Source organism: Streptomyces otsuchiensis (assembly GCF_004305975.1).
GTDB lineage: Bacteria > Actinomycetota > Actinomycetes > Streptomycetales > Streptomycetaceae > Streptomyces > Streptomyces otsuchiensis.
Window position 1 is genome coordinate 1 of the sequence record NZ_BHZI01000108.1, and the last position, 18,733, is coordinate 18,733.

At 72.2% G+C, this 18,733-nt stretch carries 14 protein-coding genes; 12 read left to right on the top strand and 2 right to left on the bottom strand.

From position 1 onward, the window contains the following. Window positions 1–148 precede the first annotated feature (148 nt). From E0D90_RS12430 to E0D90_RS12455, 5 genes are all read left to right on the top strand, one after another. A complete protein-coding gene (locus E0D90_RS12430) occupies window positions 149–2,077 on the top strand; it encodes a TIGR03960 family B12-binding radical SAM protein (RefSeq protein ID WP_130798012.1) in 1,929 nt (642 codons plus the stop codon). Window positions 2,078–2,629: 552 nt separating this feature from the next. Beyond that, a complete protein-coding gene (locus tag E0D90_RS12440; RefSeq protein ID WP_130798014.1) occupies window positions 2,630–3,154 on the top strand; it encodes a DUF6879 family protein in 525 nt (174 codons plus the stop codon). 18 nt (window positions 3,155–3,172) lie between these two features. Then, on the top strand, window positions 3,173–4,021 hold the full coding sequence (locus E0D90_RS12445) for a helix-turn-helix domain-containing protein (RefSeq protein WP_130798016.1): 849 nt from the start codon (window positions 3,173–3,175) through the stop codon (window positions 4,019–4,021). Between the two features lie 213 nt (window positions 4,022–4,234). Beyond that, window positions 4,235–4,735, top strand: a complete 501-nt coding sequence (locus tag E0D90_RS12450; protein ID WP_130798018.1) for a hypothetical protein — start codon at window positions 4,235–4,237, stop codon at window positions 4,733–4,735. Window positions 4,736–4,814: 79 nt separating this feature from the next. After that, window positions 4,815–5,468 (top strand): class I SAM-dependent methyltransferase, encoded by a 654-nt coding sequence (locus E0D90_RS12455; protein ID WP_130798020.1) that lies wholly within the window; start codon window positions 4,815–4,817, stop codon window positions 5,466–5,468. 103 nt (window positions 5,469–5,571) lie between these two features. On the opposite strand, the gene E0D90_RS12460 is transcribed toward E0D90_RS12455, so the two are convergent. Continuing rightward, on the bottom strand, window positions 5,572–6,603 hold the full coding sequence (locus E0D90_RS12460; protein WP_130798022.1) for a hypothetical protein: 1,032 nt from the start codon (window positions 6,601–6,603) through the stop codon (window positions 5,572–5,574). Further along, entirely contained in the window at window positions 6,600–6,983 is a 384-nt protein-coding gene (locus E0D90_RS12465; RefSeq protein ID WP_130798024.1) for a PadR family transcriptional regulator, read from the bottom strand. Before E0D90_RS12465 ends, E0D90_RS12460 begins: the two co-directional genes overlap by 4 nt. Before the next feature lie 233 nt (window positions 6,984–7,216). Here E0D90_RS12465 and E0D90_RS12470 point away from each other — a divergent pair, with 233 nt between their 5' ends. The 7 genes from E0D90_RS12470 to E0D90_RS12500 form a co-directional block, all read left to right on the top strand. Next, entirely contained in the window at window positions 7,217–7,960 is a 744-nt protein-coding gene (locus tag E0D90_RS12470; RefSeq protein ID WP_103502542.1) for a TIGR03936 family radical SAM-associated protein, read from the top strand. 239 nt (window positions 7,961–8,199) lie between these two features. After that, window positions 8,200–12,366 (top strand): ribonuclease E/G, encoded by a 4,167-nt coding sequence (locus E0D90_RS12475; RefSeq protein ID WP_130798026.1) that lies wholly within the window; start codon window positions 8,200–8,202, stop codon window positions 12,364–12,366. 352 nt (window positions 12,367–12,718) lie between these two features. Then, window positions 12,719–13,042 (top strand): 50S ribosomal protein L21, encoded by a 324-nt coding sequence (gene rplU, locus E0D90_RS12480; protein WP_103504449.1) that lies wholly within the window; start codon window positions 12,719–12,721, stop codon window positions 13,040–13,042. A gap of 14 nt (window positions 13,043–13,056) precedes the next feature. Further along, window positions 13,057–13,314, top strand: coding sequence for a 50S ribosomal protein L27 (gene rpmA / locus E0D90_RS12485; RefSeq protein WP_103504448.1), 258 nt, complete (start codon window positions 13,057–13,059; stop codon window positions 13,312–13,314). Between the two features lie 215 nt (window positions 13,315–13,529). Next, window positions 13,530–14,969 (top strand): GTPase ObgE, encoded by a 1,440-nt coding sequence (gene obgE / locus E0D90_RS12490; protein ID WP_130798028.1) that lies wholly within the window; start codon window positions 13,530–13,532, stop codon window positions 14,967–14,969. A gap of 182 nt (window positions 14,970–15,151) precedes the next feature. Further along, entirely contained in the window at window positions 15,152–16,690 is a 1,539-nt protein-coding gene (locus E0D90_RS12495; protein ID WP_130798032.1) for a bifunctional cytidylyltransferase/SDR family oxidoreductase, read from the top strand. After that, window positions 16,687–18,733 (top strand): hypothetical protein (locus E0D90_RS12500; RefSeq protein ID WP_130798030.1); only part of this gene is annotated, 2,047 nt, incomplete at its 3' end. The genes E0D90_RS12495 and E0D90_RS12500, both read left to right, overlap by 4 nt.

The window sequence follows — 18,733 nt, forward strand, 5'->3', positions numbered from 1 at the left end:
GTGCGGCGCGGGGTCGGGGTGCGCGGGCGGTGCGGGGCGGTTGCGGGAACCAGTACGCTGAACGGCCAGTCCTGTGTCAGCGGCCGTCGCACGCCACCACGCGGCGCGGCCCGCACGTACAGCGCGACAACCCCCGGAGACGTCACCCATGCCTGTCGAATCGGTCTTCCCGCGCCTGGAGGCACTCCTCCCGCACGTCCAGAAGCCGATCCAGTACGTCGGCGGTGAGCTCAACTCCACCGTCAAGGACTGGGACTCCTGCGACGTGCGCTGGGCCCTGATGTACCCGGACGCCTACGAGGTCGGCCTGCCCAACCAGGGCGTCATGATCCTCTACGAGGTGCTCAACGAGCGCGACGGCGTCCTCGCCGAGCGCACCTACAGCGTCTGGCCGGACCTGGAGAAGCTGATGCGGGAGAACGGCGTCCCGCAGTTCACGGTCGACGCCCACCGGCCCGTCGGCGCCTTCGACGTCCTGGGTGTCTCCTTCTCCACCGAACTCGGCTACACCAACCTCCTGACCGCGCTGGAACTGTCCGGCATCCCGCTGGAGGCCCGCGACCGGACCGAGGAGCACCCGCTGATCGTGGCGGGCGGGCACGCCGCCTTCAACCCGGAGCCGATCGCCGACTTCATCGACTGCGCCGTCATCGGCGACGGCGAGCAGGCCGTCCTGGAGATGACCGAGATCATCCGCGGCTGGAAGGCGGAAGGGCAGCCCGGGGGCCGGGAGGAGCTGCTCTTCCGCCTCGCCCGGACCGGAGGCGTCTACGTCCCGCGCTTCTACGACGTCGAGTACCTGCCCGACGGCCGCATCTCCCGGGTGGTCCCCAACCGGTCCGGCGTGCCGTGGCGTGTCTCCAAGCACACCGTGATGGATCTCGACGAGTGGCCCTACCCCAAGCAGCCGCTGGTGCCGCTGGCGGAGACCGTGCACGAGCGCATGTCGGTGGAGATCTTCCGCGGCTGCACCCGGGGCTGCCGCTTCTGCCAGGCGGGCATGATCACCCGCCCGGTCCGGGAGCGGTCCATCACCGGCATCGGCGAGATGGTCGACAAGGGACTCAAGAGCACCGGTTTCGAGGAGGTCGGACTGCTCTCGCTCTCCTCCGCCGACCACAGCGAGATCGCCGATGTCGCGAAGGGGCTGGCCGACCGGTACGAGGAGGACAAGATCGGCCTCTCGCTGCCCTCCACCCGGGTCGACGCCTTCAACATCGACCTCGCCAACGAGCTGACCCGTAACGGCCGTCGCTCCGGTCTGACCTTCGCGCCCGAGGGCGGCAGCGAGCGCATCCGGAAGGTCATCAACAAGATGGTCTCCGAGGAGGACCTGATCCGCACGGTCTCCACCGCCTACGGCAACGGGTGGCGGCAGGTGAAGCTGTACTTCATGTGCGGGCTGCCCACCGAGACCGACGAGGACGTCCTCCAGATCGGCGAGATGGCCACCCGTGTCATCGCCAAGGGCCGCGAGGTCACGGGCTCGAACGACATCCGCTGCACCGTCTCCATCGGCGGGTTCGTGCCCAAGCCGCACACCCCGTTCCAGTGGGCGCCGCAGCTCTCGGCCGAGGACACCGACGCCCGGCTGGAGAAGCTGCGCGAGCGCATCCGCGGCGACAAGAAGTACGGCCGCAACATCGGCTTCCGCTACCACGACGGCAAGCCCGGCACGGTCGAGGGCATGCTCTCCCGGGGTGACCGTCGCACCGGCGCGGTGATCCGCGCGGTCTTCGAGGCCGGCGGCCGGTTCGACGGCTGGCGCGAGTACTTCTCCTACGACCTGTGGATGGAGTGCGCTGCCAAGACGCTGCCGCCGCAGGGCGTGGACGTGGCCTGGTACACCACCCGCGAGCGCTCCTACGAGGAGGTCCTGCCCTGGGACCACCTGGACTCCGGCCTGGACAAGGACTGGCTGTGGGAGGACTGGCAGGACGCGCTGGACGAGACCGAGGTCGAGGACTGCCGCTGGACCCCGTGCTTCGATTGTGGCGTCTGCCCCCAGATGGACACCGAGATCCAGGTCGGGCCGACCGGGCGCAAGCTGCTGCCGCTGACGGTCACGAAGCCGTGAACCACGGCGCCGTCGCACGGGGATGACCGAGGTGCGATCCGGTGGGACCGAGCCGGAGTGCTGTCGACTTCCTCTTTGTGGTGCCGGCGCGATCACTGCGTGAGCGATACATGTCGCTCTGCGGTGCGGCTCGACCTGTGCGCTTCCGGGTCCGGGCGTCGTCGGGTGCGTGCTCCTGACGAGCGGGTGCCCGGGCTGTCCGGGCCCGGGCACCATGAGGACGCCGAGGACCAGGCGAGTCCGGTGCATCACGCGGTACATGCCCCCTCAGCGCCTGGGTACTGACAGGGTGAGGTTGTGCTGACAGGCATGATGCCCACAACGGGAGAGGGAGACGCGATGGCCTGACGTTTCGTCGGGAAAGATCCCGAGTCCGGAGATCACGGATCACCTGCGGTGTGGGTGGACCAGGAGTCGAGGGACTAGTCGTCCAGGGGTGGACGGCAGATGAGGAGACCGCGAGTGAAAGCTCCCGGGATGTTCCGATTCCCGGGGGTGAGTCCGTGATCAGGATTCCCCATCGGATGATCCCGCTTCTCAGGGAGGCGCTCCGTGTCGCAGAGTCTGACTGACTTCTCCGATCTCATCAGGTCAGTGCGGGAGTCGGCCGTGCATCTTGAGATGCGCGACGGGTACGGCGTGGACAACGAGATCGAAGGCTTCACCGCGTGGCGGCAGGGGCACAGGCTCGACCCTGCGGACCGAGGTTCCTGGTGGCGCCCCTGGCTCGACCTCGTGGAGGAGGTCACGGGCAAGGGCGTCGTCATCCGGCGGGCCCGCATCGTGTCGGAGCCCGTCAGCGAATACATCGCCTTCGAGCACTCGGGCACCTTCACGAACGTGGCGGCCGGAGAGCAGATCCGTTGGCTGCCGCGGCGCCGTGCCTCGGACCTCGCCCTGCCGGGCAACGACTTCTGGCTGTTCGACAGCCGGCTTGTCCAGTTCAACGTCTTCGACGGGGTCGGCCGGTGGGTCCACACCGATCAGACGCAGGACAGTGCCGTGGCCAAACTGTGCTCGGAGGCATTCGAAGCCGTGTGGGAACGTGCCATCCCGCACCAGAAGTACGTCGTCTGATTCCTGACCGGTCAGCTCATGCCTGTCTCTCCGCTCTCCAGCGCCCATGCGGCGCGTGCCGCTGTGGCCGCACGCTTGCAGGGCCTCATGAAGGACGCTGGTCTCACAGGGCATGAGCTCGCCGTTCGATGCGGCTGGCACAAGTCGAAATCATCGCGGATCGCACGCGGCAGGACGCCGCCATCGGACGCTGATATCCGGGCGTGGTGCGCTGCATGCGGGGCCGACGAGCACGTGGCCGATCTGATCGCCGCGTCCCGCAACGCGGAGTCGATGTACACCGAGTGGCGGCAGATCCACCGGGACGGGATGCGTCGGGTTCATGAGCAGACTGTCCCCCTCTACCAGCGGACTCGTTCTTTTCGGGTGTACGCCTCGAATGTGATGCCGGGGATGCTCCAGACCTCCGGTTACGCGACGGGCCTTCTGCGGTCCATCACCGCTTTTCAGGGAACCCCCGACGATGTGGCCGATGCTGTGCGGGCTCGGACTCGGCGGTCCCGCGTGATCCGGGAGGGGGATCACCGGTTCGCCATGGTGCTCGAAGAGACCGTTCTCCACTACCGGGTGAGCGACGACGACGCCATGGCGGGTCAGCTCAGGCACTTGCTCTCCGTGATGCGGCAGCCGAACGTGTCAGTCGGGATCATCCCCGCCTGCGCGCGTCGAACCGTCTGGCCGCTCGAAGCCTTCTACGCCTTCGACGATCAACGGGTGGCGGTGGAGACCCTCACCGCGGAGATCAACCTGACCACGCCCGGCGAGATCAGCACGTATTTGCGAGCCTTCTCTGAACTGTCCCGATCAGCTGTGCGCGGAGCCGAAGCCCGCGCACTGATATCGAGGGCCCTTGACACCCTCGGGTGAATCGGTGCAACCACGTGCAACAGCGTGGACCCCTTGCAACTGTCCTCCCTGCGGTCTGTCCATCGGCATCAGAAGCGTGGTGGGAGGGGTTCCATCGTGAGCGGGGGAAGCAGCGCCGGTCTCGGTGGTTCACGGCCCCCCAAATCCCGACTGATCACGGGGGTGTCGATACAAGGCAAGTTCCCCCACCGGTCAAGAAGTGGAAGGCCTCTCGTGACAGTGATCATCGAGTCCCCCAGTACCACCGGTATCCGTGACCCGCGACAGATCCTCAACGACGTGCAGCCCCACCTGGAACATCTCACCGTGAACGTTCTCGACGGTGGCATGTCCCTGTGGGACCGCGAGGTAGCTCTGCTGCTCCGCGACCACACGATGGTGCGCGACATGGCCGAACGCGTCCTCGGCAACGCGGTCATGTACGTGATCGCGTCCATCGAGCACCCTGAAGTGCACCTGGGTGTAGGCAAGATCGTGGACATCGGCGTACATCAGCTCATTCTCGACACACCCGTCTGGTTCGCCATCTGCGCTGCCCACAACGGCGGCAAGTACAAGCACCACGCGCCGTTCATCGAGCGACGACGAGACGGTCTGTGCCTCCGGACAGAGGAGTTCATTCGGTCCATCGGCTTCACGCCCGACGAGGAACTGTGGGCGACCGACGGGGCCGAGTCCTCCCCGTGCGACAGCAAGGTCCCGGACTCCCACTGAATCTACGCGCACTGCCCCGGTCCACTGGGCACTCAGGTGGACCGGGTCACGCACGTCCGCCTCTACGAGAAGGGCCACCGTGCCGGCACGCCACAACCAAGACGACGAGCGGGATCTCTGGGACAGCTACGCGTCCAGCGTGACCAGGGAGATCGGCGCTCCGGTGATGAACTGGACGCAGTACGCGGGACACGGTCCCGGCGCCGACCTGTTGGGGAGCCCGGCCCGCGTCCTGGAGATCGGGTGCGGGACCGGCCGGACCCTGGCCTACCTCGGGGACCGGGGAGTGAGGGCGACGGGGGTGGACATGTCGCCCGTCATGGTGGACGCGGTGCGGGAACGGTGGGGCGAGCGGGTCACCGTCCACTGCGCGGAAGTGCTGGACTTTCTGCGCGGCCACGACGATCAGTACGACGCGGTGTACTCGATCTTCGGGGCGGTCTGGTTCTGCGACCCGGGCAAGCTCCTGCCGCTTGTGGTCAAGACGCTCGGTCCGGGCGGGCGTCTGGTCTTCTCGCACCCGCCCGCCATCCCCGGGGCGTATGGTCCGCAGGGCATGTACAAGGGTGGGTTCGCGGGCCGGGCGCAGTTCACGTACCGCTACGGCTACACGCCCCGGAAGTGGGAGAGCCTGCTGCTGAGGGCCGGCTTCTCCGAGGCAGAGGTGCGGATTCTGGACGCCCCCGAGCCCGGGCATATCGGGACGCTGATCGCCCGTGCCGTGGTGAGCTGAGCCGGAGTCGCGCGGCGCCGCCAGCCGTGACGAGGGGGCAGCTGCCGCTGACGGTCTCTCCACGTCCCCCTTTCATCGAGGCGGGCGGCGTGGCGGCCGGTGGCTAGTCGCGCCTGGTGGTGCCGGACCGCCTGGCCCACAACTCCTGTGCCAGGAAGCACAGCGATCCCAGGACCACCACGGCGGCCAAGACCCTGAACCAGAGCGGGCCGTCGGCCGCGCCGCCGAGCCACGCGAGGGAGCAGGCGACCACCAGGCCGAGCAGGGCGGAGCGCACGCCGTCGCGCGCCCACCAGCGCGGCCGGGGGGTGGGTTCCTGGTCCGCGAGGTGCAGTGCGTACCGCTCCACCGGGCCGAACTCCTCCTCGGGGGTGCTCTCCGTCGCCGCCAGGTGCTCGGCGGCGTCGGCGGTGAGTTCCGCCGTGCGGGCGGCCGGCAGCCCGTGGGTGTCGCTGAGAAGCTGCGACAGCCGCCTGAGCCAGTCCTCGGCCGGGACCGTGCCGTCGGCGCCGGCCGGCAGCGGCCGGTCGTTCGTGTCCTTCGCGCCGGCCTCGGAGCCGTGCGCGAGTCCCCACACCAGCAGGGCGACGCCCAGGGCGAGGATCACCGGCGCGGGCAGCCGGGGGAGGCCGTCCGCGGGCAGCGCGGTGAAGGCGGCGACGGCGAGCGCTGTCAGGACGACGGTGGCGCCGGCCCATCGCCCGGCGACGCCGTTGCGGTAGCCCGAGAGGGTCACGGCGAGGCAGCCGGTGAGGAGCGCGAGTCCGACCAGCACCGTGCCGGTCAGCCCCGCCGTGGTCAGCGGGATCATGGTCCCCCGGGAAGCCCATAGGACGCCGCCGGTGAGCACCGTGAGCCAGCCGGTCAGCATGAGCGCGACGCCGGTGTGGTCGCGGCGGGTCAGCCCGTCCCACCGCCGTCCGGCGCGGGCCTCGGGCGGTACGCGCTCCCTGGCGACCGTGGTCGCGTACTCGTCGGCGGGGCCGAACGCCTCTTCGGGGCTCTCCCCGGTCTCGGTGCAGTGCTGGACGACTTCGTCGATGACGGCGCCGGCGGTGTCGTTGTCGACCGACCGGGTGACCAGGGCCAGCCGCAGCCTGCCGTACCAGCCGGTGTAGGTGTCCGTCTCGGTCATGACGACTCCTCCGTGTCCGTGGTGCCCGTGGTGTCTGTGGCGTTCGTGGTGTCGAGCTCCAGCAGACGGCTCATCGCTTGCGAGAACCGCTGCCAGTTCCCGGTCTCCTCGTCCAGCCGGGCCCGGCCCGCCTCGGTGAGCCGGTAGACCTTGCGGCCCGGGCCGCCGGTCCCCGGCTCCCAGCGGGCCTCCACCAGGCCGTCGTTCTCCATCCGGCCGAGGACCGGGTAGAGCGCGCCGCCGCGCACCGTGCCGAAGCCGCCCGCCGCGAGCTGCCGCACCAGCGCGTAGCCGTGCTGGTCGCCCCGGGCGAGGATCGCGGCGAGTGCCAGTGGCAGCACCCCGCGCAGCCAGCTCGCCGAGGGCCCCGTCGTGGGCATCCCGTAGCCTCCGTCTCTCACTACTCGCATCCGTCAACTAGTTCGGATTCAGACTAGCCCGCCGGGTCGTCGCCGTCCAAGGGGTGGCCGGCCCCTGGGGCGTCGGACCGGGGTGAACGGGTGTGCCGGCGGAGGTGTCCGCGTAGGATCGGGGGCGGTAGCACCTGTCACGGCCGAAGGAATGAACCACACTGGGTAAGCGACAGCCGACCGGACCGCCTCCTGCTCCCACCGTGCAGCGGGTCCGGCTCCGGTACGCCAAACGGGGGCGGCTGAGGTTCACCAGCCACCGGGACTTCCAGCGCGCCTTCGAGCGCGCGCTGCGCCGTTCCGAGGTGCCGATGGCGTACTCCGCCGGATTCACCCCACACCCCAAGGTCAGTTACGCCAACGCCGCTCCCACCGGCACGGCCAGCGAGGCCGAGTACCTGGAGATCGGTCTCGCCGACCGCCGGGACCCCGAGGAGTTGCGGGCCCGCCTGGACGACTCGATGCCGGCGGGCCTGGACATCACGGAGGCGGTGGAGGCGCACACCTCCGGTTTCGCCGAGCTGCTGGCCGCCTCCCACTGGGAGCTGCGGCTGAACGGAGTCGAACCGGCCGTCGCCGAGGCGGCGGTCCGCGCCTTCCTCGACGCGCCGTCCGTGGAGGTCCGGCGGCAGACCAAGAAGGGGCTGCGCGCCTTCGACGCGCGGGCCGCGGTGGTCTCGCTGGACGCCTCGGATGGCGGGGCGGATGGGCCGCTGGGCGGGCCCTGTGCGATACTGCGCCTGGTGGTCCGGCACCTTACACCTGCCGTACGACCCGACGACGTCCTGTCCGGCCTCCGCAGCACGGCCGACCTGGCGCCGCCGGTCGCCGTAGCGGTGACCAGGCTGGCGCAGGGGCCTCTCGATGAGGAGTCCGGCACGGTGACCGACCCGTTCGCGCCCGACCGCGACGCCGCCACGGCCCTTTCCACGGCTGCCGGACGGTAACCCGCGGCGGCGCCGTGAGGTTGCCGGTCAGGGACTGCGTCCACGTGCCGCCGGGCGGTGCGGGATCAGGGAAGCCACCCCGGTCCCGCCCGAACCGCCGACGCGCGACCCGACCAACAGACTTTCGCCGTAGCCGGACCACGGAGGTCCGGAACCGGCGAGCGACAACAGATCAGCTCCCGTGCGGCGCCCGCTGTCACTGACGCGGCGCCCGGGAGCGTGACGGGAGAACCCCCCGCATGCACGAGTCCCACGCGTCCGCCGGAGCGGACGCCGCTGAGCGCAGCGACACATCCTCCACCCCCAGCGACACCCTGCCGCCGCGCCGTCGTCGCGCCGCCTCACGGCCCGCGGGACCGCCCGCCGCCACCGGGGCGCCCGCCACCGCGGTCGAGCCCGCCGAGCGCCCGGCCCGCGCCGCGGTGACCGAGCCCGTGGCCGCTGCCGAGGCGCCGGCCGCGCCGGCCGCCGCAGTCGAGGAGAAGCCGGCCCGGACCCGTCGTCGCGCGACCCGTAAGGCCACCGCGCCCGCCGACGCAGCCGAGGCAGCGCCCGCCGAGGCCCCGGCCGTGGAGGCCGCCACCGCCACCGATGCGCCGGCCGCGCCGGCCGCCGCGGTCGAGGAGAAGCCGGCCCGGACCCGTCGTCGCGCGACCCGTAAGGCCACCGCCCCCGCTGACGCGCCCGAGCAGCCCGCGGTCTCCGCGGCGCCGGACGGCGCCGACCCGGTGTCCGTCGAGGACCCGGTCGCACCGGCGACGGAGCCCGTGACCGCCGAGGCGCCGGCCGCCGAGGCCGCCCCGGCCGAGGAGAAGCCGGCCCGCGGCCGTCGGCGTGCCACCCGCAAGAGCGCCGCCCCGTCCGAGGCTCCCGCGCCGCCGGCGTTCGTCGCCGCCGAGGTCCCGGCCGCCGCGCCCACCGCCGAGGCGCCCGCCGCGCCGGCCGAGGAGAAGTCGGCGCGGACCACCCGCCGCCGCGCCTCCCGGAAGGCGACCGCGCCCGCCGAGGCACCCGAGGCCACCACCGCCACCGGTGCCGGTGCCAAGAAGGGCGAGCGGCCCGCCGCCGGGGTCGTCTTCCAGCCGCCGGTCTTCCAGGCTCCGATGTTCCAGACACCGCAGCGCGCCGCCGAGGAGGCCGCCCGCGCCGCCGAGGAGCGCGCCGCCCTGCGGCACGCCGAGGAGATCGACGCCGAGGACGAGGACGAGGAGATCGAGGAGGAGGCCACCGATTCGGTCGAGGGCTTCGCCGACGACGCCACGGACTCCGGCGAGCGCACCGGCCGTCGCCGCCGCCGCGGCGGGCGCCGCCGTCGCCGCAGTGAGACGGCGCAGAAGGCCGCCGAGAGCGGTGACCGCGACGAGGACGAGGCCGTCCGCGACGACGCCGACAGCCAGGGCGCCGAGACCGAGACGGAGACCGGCTCCGAGACCGACGACTCCGACGGCGGCACCGGCTCCGGTTCCGGCGGGGGCCGCTCACGTGGCCGCAACCGCCGTGAGCGTCGCGCCGCCTCCCAGGAGGAGTCCGCCAACCGGGCCGACGACGACTCCCAGGACACCGACGCCGCCGACGACGAGAACGACAACGGCGACGACGCCGAGAACGGTGGCGACGGGGACGGTGGCCACTCCGGTGGCGGCTCCTCCCGCCGTCGCCGTCGCCGGCGCCGCCGCAGCGGTGACGGCGACGACAGCCAGCCCTCCGGTGGGGACGACCCGGAGCGGACCGTCGTCAAGGTCCGCGAGCCGCGGAAGAAGAAGTCCGGCGACGCCCAGGAGAGCGGCGACGGCGTCCAGTCGATCAAGGGCTCGACCCGCCTGGAGGCGAAGAAGCAGCGCCGCCGGGAGGGCCGCGAGCAGGGCCGTCGACGCGTGCCGATCATCACCGAGGCAGAGTTCCTGGCCCGGCGCGAGGCCGTCGAGCGGGTGATGGTCGTCCGTCAGAACGGCGACCGCACCCAGATCGGCGTGCTGGAGGACGACGTCCTCGTCGAGCACTACGTGAACAAGGAGCAGTCGGCGAGCTACGTCGGCAACGTGTACCTGGGCAAGGTGCAGAACGTCCTGCCGTCGATGGAGGCCGCCTTCGTCGACATCGGCAAGGGCCGCAACGCCGTCCTGTACGCCGGTGAGGTCAACTTCGAGGCGCTCGGCATGGGCCACGGCCCGCGCCGGATCGAGACGGCACTGAAGTCCGGGCAGCCGGTGCTGGTGCAGGTCACCAAGGACCCGATCGGCCACAAGGGCGCCCGCCTCACGAGCCAGATCTCGCTGCCGGGCCGGTACCTCGTCTACGTCCCCGAGGGGTCGATGACCGGTATCAGCCGCAAGCTGCCGGACACCGAGCGCTCCCGGCTCAAGCAGATCCTGAAGAAGATCGTCCCGGACGACGCCGGTGTGATCGTGCGCACCGCCGCCGAGGGCGCCACCGAGGAGGAGCTGACCCGCGACGTCGAGCGGCTCCAGTCCCAGTGGCAGGAGATCCAGAAGAAGGCCAAGAAGGGCAACGCGCCGACGCTGCTGTACGGCGAGCCTGACATGACCGTCCGCGTCGTCCGCGACATCTTCAACGAGGACTTCTCGCGGGTCGTCGTCAGTGGCGACGAGGCGTGGTCCACGATCCACGGCTATGTCTCGCATGTCGCGCCGGACCTCGCGGGCCGCCTGGAGAAGTGGACCTCCGAGGTCGACGTCTTCGCCGGGACCCGGATCGACGAGCAGCTGATGAAGGCGCTGGACCGCAAGGTCTGGCTGCCCAGCGGCGGCTCGCTGGTGATCGACCGGACCGAGGCCATGGTGGTCATCGACGTCAACACCGGCCGGTTCACCGGGCAGGGCGGCAACCTCGAGGAGACCGTCACCCGCAACAACCTGGAGGCGGCCGAGGAGATCGTCCGCCAGCTGCGGCTGCGTGACCTCGGCGGCATCATCGTCATCGACTTCATCGACATGGTGCTGGAGTCCAACCGGGACCTGGTACTGCGGCGGCTGCTGGAGTGCCTGGGCCGGGACCGGACCAAGCACCAGGTGGCCGAGGTGACGTCGCTCGGACTGGTCCAGATGACCCGCAAGCGGGTCGGTCAGGGCCTGCTGGAGTCCTTCTCCGAGCAGTGCGTCCACTGCAACGGCCGCGGCGTGATCGTGCACATGGAGCAGCCGCAGGGCACCGGTGGCGGCGGTGGCAAGAAGAGCAAGAAGCGGCAGAAGCAGGCGGAGGCCGAGGCGGAGCGGCGCCAGGAGGACCGGGCGGCGCACGACCACGACCACGCCCACGGCGCGGATCACGACCACGAGGACGACACCCGGGACGAGGAGCGGCCGGAGGGCCGCGGCGCGGCCCGGCAGACCGAGCCCGCGTTCGACGACGAGCTGTACAGCAGCGTCGCCGAGGCGGAGGAGGCGGCCAAGCGCGGTCGTGGCCGTCGTCGCGGCCGCAAGGCGTCGGCTCCGGCCGGACCGCCCGCGACCGGCGACGGTCAGCAGGCCGAGGCGGCCGAGGCGGCCGAGGCGGCCGAGCAGGCCGGGACGACCGCTGTCGCCGAGCCCGCTGAGCCTGCCGGGTCGGACATCCCGGAGGCGTCCGGCTCGCAGCAGTCCCGGCCCGAGCCCGAGCCGGCTCCCGCCGTCGAGGCGCCCGAGCCGCGCCGCCGGCGCCGTGCCTCCCGCAAGGCGTCCGCGCCCGCCGGGTCGCCCGCGTCCGCTTCCGAGGACACCGCCACGGTGACGGCGTCGCAGCCCGAGGAGGCGGTGGCGCCCGCGCCGGTGGCGAGCGAGCCGGAGGCCCCGGCCGAGGCCGCCGCCGAGGCGCCGGCCCCGCGTGCCAAGCGCACCCGCGCGGCGCGGAAGGCGTCGGCGCCGGCCGGGTCCCCGGCCGATGCCGAGGCGGCCGTCCTGGTCGTGGAGAGCGGAGCACCCACCGAGGCAGCCGTCGAGGTGCCGGCCGTGGCCGTGGAGTCCGCAGCGTCCGACGGCGGGGAGTCCTCCGCCCCGGCCCGCCCGCGTCGGCGCGCCGTGCGCCGGGCGTCCGCCCCCGCCGGCTCGCCCGGCAGCGTCTCGGACGCCGAGGTGGTCGTGGTGGCCGCCGACACCGAGCCGTCCGCCGCGGAGCCTTCCGGTGACGAGGCGACGGACGACGTCCCGGCGAAGAAGACGGCCCGCAAGGCGACGGAGAAGAAGACCGCCGCCAAGAAGGCGCCCGCGAAGAAGGCCGCGGCCAAGAAGACCGCGGAGAAGAAGACGGCGGCGGCGAAGAAGACCACCGCCAAGAAGGCCGCGGCCAAGAAGACCGCGGAGAAGAAGACCACCGAGAAGAAGGCCACGACCCGGAAGTCCGCCGCGAAGAAGACGGCCGCGGCGGCCGACGGGTCCGGCCCGGCGGAGGTCTCCGCTCCGGTCGCCGACTGACGCGTCGCCGCCGGTCCGCCGGCGTGGCGTGAGCCGGGAACGGCGGTGCGGGCGGAGGCGTGAGCCTCCGCCCGCACCGCCGTCGGTGTCCGTGGTCACCGGGCGGCCCCGGGGCGCCGTCCGGGTGTCGCCGTCCCCTCGACGGCCCCGGCAGGCCGGATTTGACCAGCTCGGGGCGGTCTCCGTATGGTTGACAGTCGGCGTGTCGTGTTGAAGTCACGCCGTGCTCCCGAGCACCCTTCCTCCCGTTCCGCGGGAGAGGGCGGGCTCATCCCGTTCCGCCGCCGGTTTTCGCGGCGCGACTGGTCCGTCTGGCATCGGGGGCTCCGTATCGAAAGAGAGAGAGTTCCGCGTGTACGCGATCGTGCGCACCGGCGGCCGGCAGCAGAAGGTTGCGGTCGGCGATGTCATCGAGGTCGACCGTCTGGCGACCAAGGAGGTCGGCGACACCGTCGAGCTCTCCACCGTCCTCATCGTGGATGGCGACTCCATCACCAGTGACCCGTGGGTCCTGGCCGGGGTGAAGGTCGAGGCAGAGGTGCTCGACCACCACAAGGGCGAGAAGATCCGGATCCAGAAGTACAAGAACAAGACCGGTTACAAGAAGCGGATCGGCCACCGTCAGCTGCACACGCAGCTGAAGGTCACCGGCATCCCCGCCCCGGCTGCGAAGTAAGGGACTGAGGAGAGATGGCACACAAGAAGGGCGCATCGTCCACCCGGAACGGGCGCGACTCCAACGCGCAGTTCCTGGGCGTCAAGCGCTTCGGCGGCCAGGTCGTCAACGCCGGTGAGATCATCGTTCGCCAGCGTGGTACCCACTTCCACCCGGGCACCGGCGTCGGCCGTGGCGGCGACGACACCCTGTTCGCCCTGCAGCCCGGCGCGGTGCAGTTCGGCCGCAGCCGCGACCGCAAGGTCGTCAACATCGTTCCGGTCGAGGGCTGAGCCGGCCGCTGGCTGACTCGTCCCACCGGGGACCGTTAACGAGGGCGGATGCGTCGGCGCATCCGCCCTCGGCGTTGCGGCACCCGTGCCGTGGCGCACCACCCCGGGGCCGCCCACGCCGCTGGTGCGGCGCGGTCCCCCCTTTCGTTCAGAGCAGTCCGTTCCGCCCCGCGTGAGAGTGGGGGCGGGACCGTCCCCCAGGCCGGAGGCCCACCATGACCACCTTCGTCGACCGCGTCGAGCTGCACGTCGCCGCGGGCAACGGAGGCCACGGCTGCGCCTCCGTCCACCGGGAGAAGTTCAAGCCGCTGGGCGGGCCCGACGGCGGCAACGGCGGCCGTGGCGGTGACGTGACCCTCCAGGTCAGCCGGGGCGTGACCACGCTGCTGGAGTACCACCACAGCCCGCACCGCAAGGCCACCAACGGCAAGCCGGGCGAGGGCGACAACCGGACCGGCAAGGACGGCGTCGACCTGGTGCTGCCGGTGCCGGACGGCACCGTCGTGCTGGACCGCGAGGGCAATGTGCTGGCCGACCTCGTCGGTGAGGGCACGGCGTTCGTCGCGGCGCGTGGCGGGCGCGGTGGTCTCGGCAACGCGGCGCTGGCGTCCGCGCGGCGCAAGGCGCCCGGTTTCGCGCTGCTCGGCGAGCCCGGTGACGCCGGTGACGTGGTGCTGGAGCTGAAGACCGTCGCGGATGTCGCGCTGGTCGGCTACCCGAGCGCGGGGAAGTCCTCGCTGATCTCGGTGCTGTCCGCGGCCCGCCCGAAGATCGCCGACTACCCGTTCACGACGCTGGTGCCCAACCTCGGTGTGATCACGGCCGGTTCGACCGTCTACACCATGGCGGACGTGCCCGGGCTGATCCCCGGGGCCAGCCAGGGCAAGGGGCTGGGGCTGGAGTTCCTGCGCCATGTCGAGCGCTGCTCGGTCCTGGTGCACGTGCTGGACTGCGCCACGCTGGAGTCGGACCGCGACCCGGTGAGCGATCTGGACGTGATCGAGGCGGAGCTGGCGGCGTACGGCGGTCTGCAGGACCGTCCCCGGGTGATCGCGCTGAACAAGACCGACATCCCCGACGGGCAGGACCTGGCCGACATCATCCGGCCCGACCTGGAGGCACGCGGCTACCGGGTCTTCGACGTGTCGGCGGTCTCCCGGAAGGGCCTGCGGGAGCTGTCCTTCGCGCTGGCGGAGCTGGTCGGCGAGGCCCGTTCGGCGGTGCCCGAGGCCGAGGCGACCCGCATCGTGATCCGGCCCAAGGCCGTCGACGACGCCGGGTTCACCGTCACGCCGGAGGGCGACGCGATGTTCCGGGTGCGCGGCGAGAAGCCGGAGCGCTGGGTGCGGCAGACCGACTTCAGCAACGACGAGGCCGTGGGCTACCTCGCCGACCGGCTGAACCGGCTCGGCGTCGAGGCTCAGCTGCTGAAGCTGGGTGCCCGTGAGGGCGACGGCGTGGCGATCGGGCCGGAGGACAACGCGGTCGTCTTCGACTGGGAGCCGACGGTCTCGGCCGGCGCGGAGATGCTCGGCCGGCGTGGCGAGGACCACCGGCTGGAGGCGCCCCGCCCGGCTGCGCAGCGCCGCCGGGACCGTGAGGCGGAGCGGGACGAGGCGGAGACGGAGTACCGCACGTTCGATCCGTTCGAGTGAGCGCGCGTTGAGGCGAACGGGCCCGTTCCCCCTCGGGGGAGCGGGCCCGTTCGTATGAGATTCGCCGACGCCGTCACTGGCGCGCGAGGCGTGTGCGGACCGCCACCTACCCTGCTGTCCGGTAGGCGTTCATATGTCCGTCATATCGTCAGGAGGACTCCGTGTCCGTCCGCAGTGATGACATCCGCAGCGACCACGGCGGCCCCGGCGACCGCCCCGACGGCGGGCGCCCCCGCACCACGGCCGTCGTCCTCGCCGGGGGAACGGGGCAGCGGGTGGGACTGTCCATCCCCAAGCAGCTGCTCAAGATCGCCGGCAAGGCGGTCATCGAGCACACCCTCGCCGTGTTCGAGAAGTCCGAGCTGGTCGACGACATCCTGGTGCTGATGGCCCCGGGCCATGTGCCCGACGTGGAGCGGATCGTGGCCCGGGCGGGACTGCGGAAGGTCAGCCGGGTGATCGAGGGCGGCGCCACCCGCAACGAGACGACGGAACGCGCCATCGCCGTCCTGGGGGAGGGGCTCACCGACGGCGAGGAGCGCCATGTGCTCTTCCACGACGCCGTGCGCCCCCTGCTCTCGCAGCGGGTGATCAGCGACTGCGTGCGGGCCCTCGCCCGCTACCGCGCCGTCGACGTGGCGATCCCGTCGGCCGACACCATCATCGTCACCCGCACCCACGGCGACGACGGCGAGTTCATCACCGAGGTGCCCGACCGCTCCCGGCTGCGGCGCGGCCAGACCCCGCAGGCCTTCCACCTGTCGACGATCAGGGAGGCGTACCGGCTGGCGGCCCGCGACCCCAACTTCCAGGCGACCGACGACTGTTCGGTGGTGCTGAGGTATCTCCCGGACGAGCCCGTCCATGTGGTCCGCGGCGACGAGTGGAACATGAAGGTCACCCAGCCGGTGGACGTCTTCGTCGCCGACAAGCTCTACCAGCTCGCCTCCACCGCCGCGCCGCCACCGCGCTCCGCGGAGGACGCGTACCGCCGGGCGCTGGCGGGCACGACCATGGTCGTCTTCGGCGGGTCCTACGGCATCGGCCGTGACCTGGCGCGGCTCGCCGAGAGCTACGGTGCCCGCGTCCACGCGCTGGGGCGCTCCACCACCGGGACCGATGTGCGCGACCCGCGCGCCATCGCGGAGGCGCTCAGCCGCGCCCACGCGGAGACCGGGCGGATCGACCATGTGGTGAACACCGCCGGGGTGCTGCGGATCGGGCCGCTGGCGGAGACCGACAGCGAGACGGTCGAGGAGGCGCTGCGGGTCAACTACCTCGCCCCCGTGGAGATCGCCCGCGCCTCCCACCGGTACCTGGCGAAGACCGGCGGCCAGCTGCTGCTGTACACATCCAGCAGCTACACGCGCGGACGCGCCGAGTACAGCCTCTACTCCTCCGCGAAGGCGGCCGTGGTCAACCTGACGCAGGCGCTGGCCGACGAGTGGGCCGTCGACCGGGTGCGCGTCAACTGCGTCAACCCGGAGCGGACGGCCACCCCCATGCGCGAACGGGCGTTCGGGACCGAGCCCGCGGGCACCCTGCTGTCCTCCGAGGCGGTGGCCCGCACCTCCCTGGACGTGTTGCTCTCCCCGTTGACCGGCCATGTGGTCGACGTCCGCCAGCAGGACCCGACCGCGGACGCCTCGGCCGCCGAGAGCTTCGAGCGCGCCCTCGCCGCGTCCCTCGACGCGGAGTCCGCCCGCGAGCGGACCACATGAGCGTGGACTGGCGGCGCGCGACGGGAGTCCACTCCCGCGGCCGCCTGGTGCCCGCCGTCGTCATGGCGGTGAGCTATCCGGTGGCGCTGGCCGCCGCCCTCGTGCCCAGCGTTCCGCTGTTCGTCACCGCGGTCGTGGCCGGCTATGTCGCGGACATCGCCCTGCACCAACACCGCAGCGCGCTGCTGAACCGGCTGAGCCGTGCCCGCGCCGGTGAGTCGATCCGTTTCCTCGTGCGGCAGTTGCTGGTGGCGCTGCTCTGCGTGCGGCTGGACGCGGGCGCCGCCGTGCTCACCACCGCGCTCACGGGCGCCGTGCTCTTCTACGCGGTGCGCGCGCCGCACGCCGTCCTGCTGGCCCTGTACCGCAGGGGCCGGCGGCTGCCGTTCGCCAGCCGCAACATCGACCTGACGACGCTCGGCGTCCCCGACGCGGCGCCGCGCGTCCTGACCCACCGGGCCTCGGAGCGCATCCTCCACACCGAACTGCCGCTCACCGCGGGTGTGGTGGGCGCCGCCGTGACCGGGCGTCCCGCCCTCGCCTACGCCGGCGCGGCGCTCGCCCTGCTCCTCGCCCTGGTCCTGCCTCTCGCGCTCGCCCCCTACCTGCGGGCCTCCCGCCGGGTGCCGCCGCCCGATGTGGCGCTGGGCTGGCTGGACGGCTGGCTGCGCGACCACCGGCCGACGGTGGCGTTGTACTTCTCGGGCTCGCCGCCGTCCGCGTACCAGCTCAACATGTGGCTGCCCACCCTGGAGCGGCTGGACGCCCGGCCGCTGGTGATCCTCCGCGAGCGCGCGCTGCTGCCGACGGTCGCCACGACCACCGTGCCGGTGCTGTGCGTGCCCCGGCCGGTCGACCTCATGAACCTCGACCTCTCCACCCTGCGGGTCGGGCTGTACCCGGCCAACGTGGGCAAGAACCTGCATCTGCTGCGGGTGCCGACGATGAAGCACGTCTTCATCGGCCACGGCGACAGCGACAAGATCGCCAGCGTCAACCCGTACGCCAAGGTCTACGACGAGGTGTGGACCGCCGGCCCCGCGGGCCGTGAGCGGTTCGCGCTGGCGGACGTCGGCGCCCGTGACGAGGACATCGTGGAGGTCGGCCGGCCGCAGCTGGCCCCCGTGGCGCGCTGCGGCGGCATCCCGGCCGGGCGCATCCCGACCGTGCTGTACGCGCCGACCTGGGAGGGATGGACAGACGACCCCGGCAACACCTCGCTGCTGTCCGCCGGTGAGGCCATCGTCCGCGGCCTGCTGGAGTCCGACCGGCCGGTGCGGCTGCTGTACAAGCCGCATCCGCTGACCGGGACACGCCTGCCGGAGGCGCTCGCCACCCACCGGCGGATCGTCGCGCTCATCGACGCCGCCAACGCCCGGCGGTCGGCCGAGCCGGTGTGGCGGCGGCTGACCGAGCGCGACGCGCCCCGCCACGCCCGCGCCGCCGCCGCGCTGCGCGCCGTCGAGGACGCGGAACCCCCGGCGGAGGCCGCCACAGCGGCCGAGTGGCAGGACGCCGCGGTCTCCCGGGACGCGCTGACCCCGCCGGACAGCGCGCGACAGGCGCAGCGCCGTGCGGACGAGTGGCACCGGGCGCACTGGGAGTCCTTCGGCTGGTGGGAGCACCGCGTGGTCACCGGGGCCCGGCCCCAGCTCTACGACTGCTTCAACCAGGCGCAGGCGCTGGTCTCGGACATCTCCAGCGTGGTGTCGGACTTCGTCGCCAGCGGCAAGCCGTACGCCGTGGTCGACGCCGCCGCACTCGGGGACGGGGAGTTCCGGCGGCAGAACACGGCGGTCCGCGCGGCGGTGATCCTGGACCTCGACGCCACGGGCCTCGACGCGCTGCTGGACGCGGTGTTCGACCCGGACGCGGACCCGCTGGCGCCCGCCCGGGAGGAGCTGCGGGAGAGCCTGCTCGGCCCGGCCGAACCCGCCTCGCAGAGCCGGTTCAACGACGCGGTCACCGCCCTGGCGGCGCGGGCGGAAGCCCGCAACCGGGCCCAGGACGGGCCGAGCAGGCTCTCCCGCAGCTCCTCCCGGG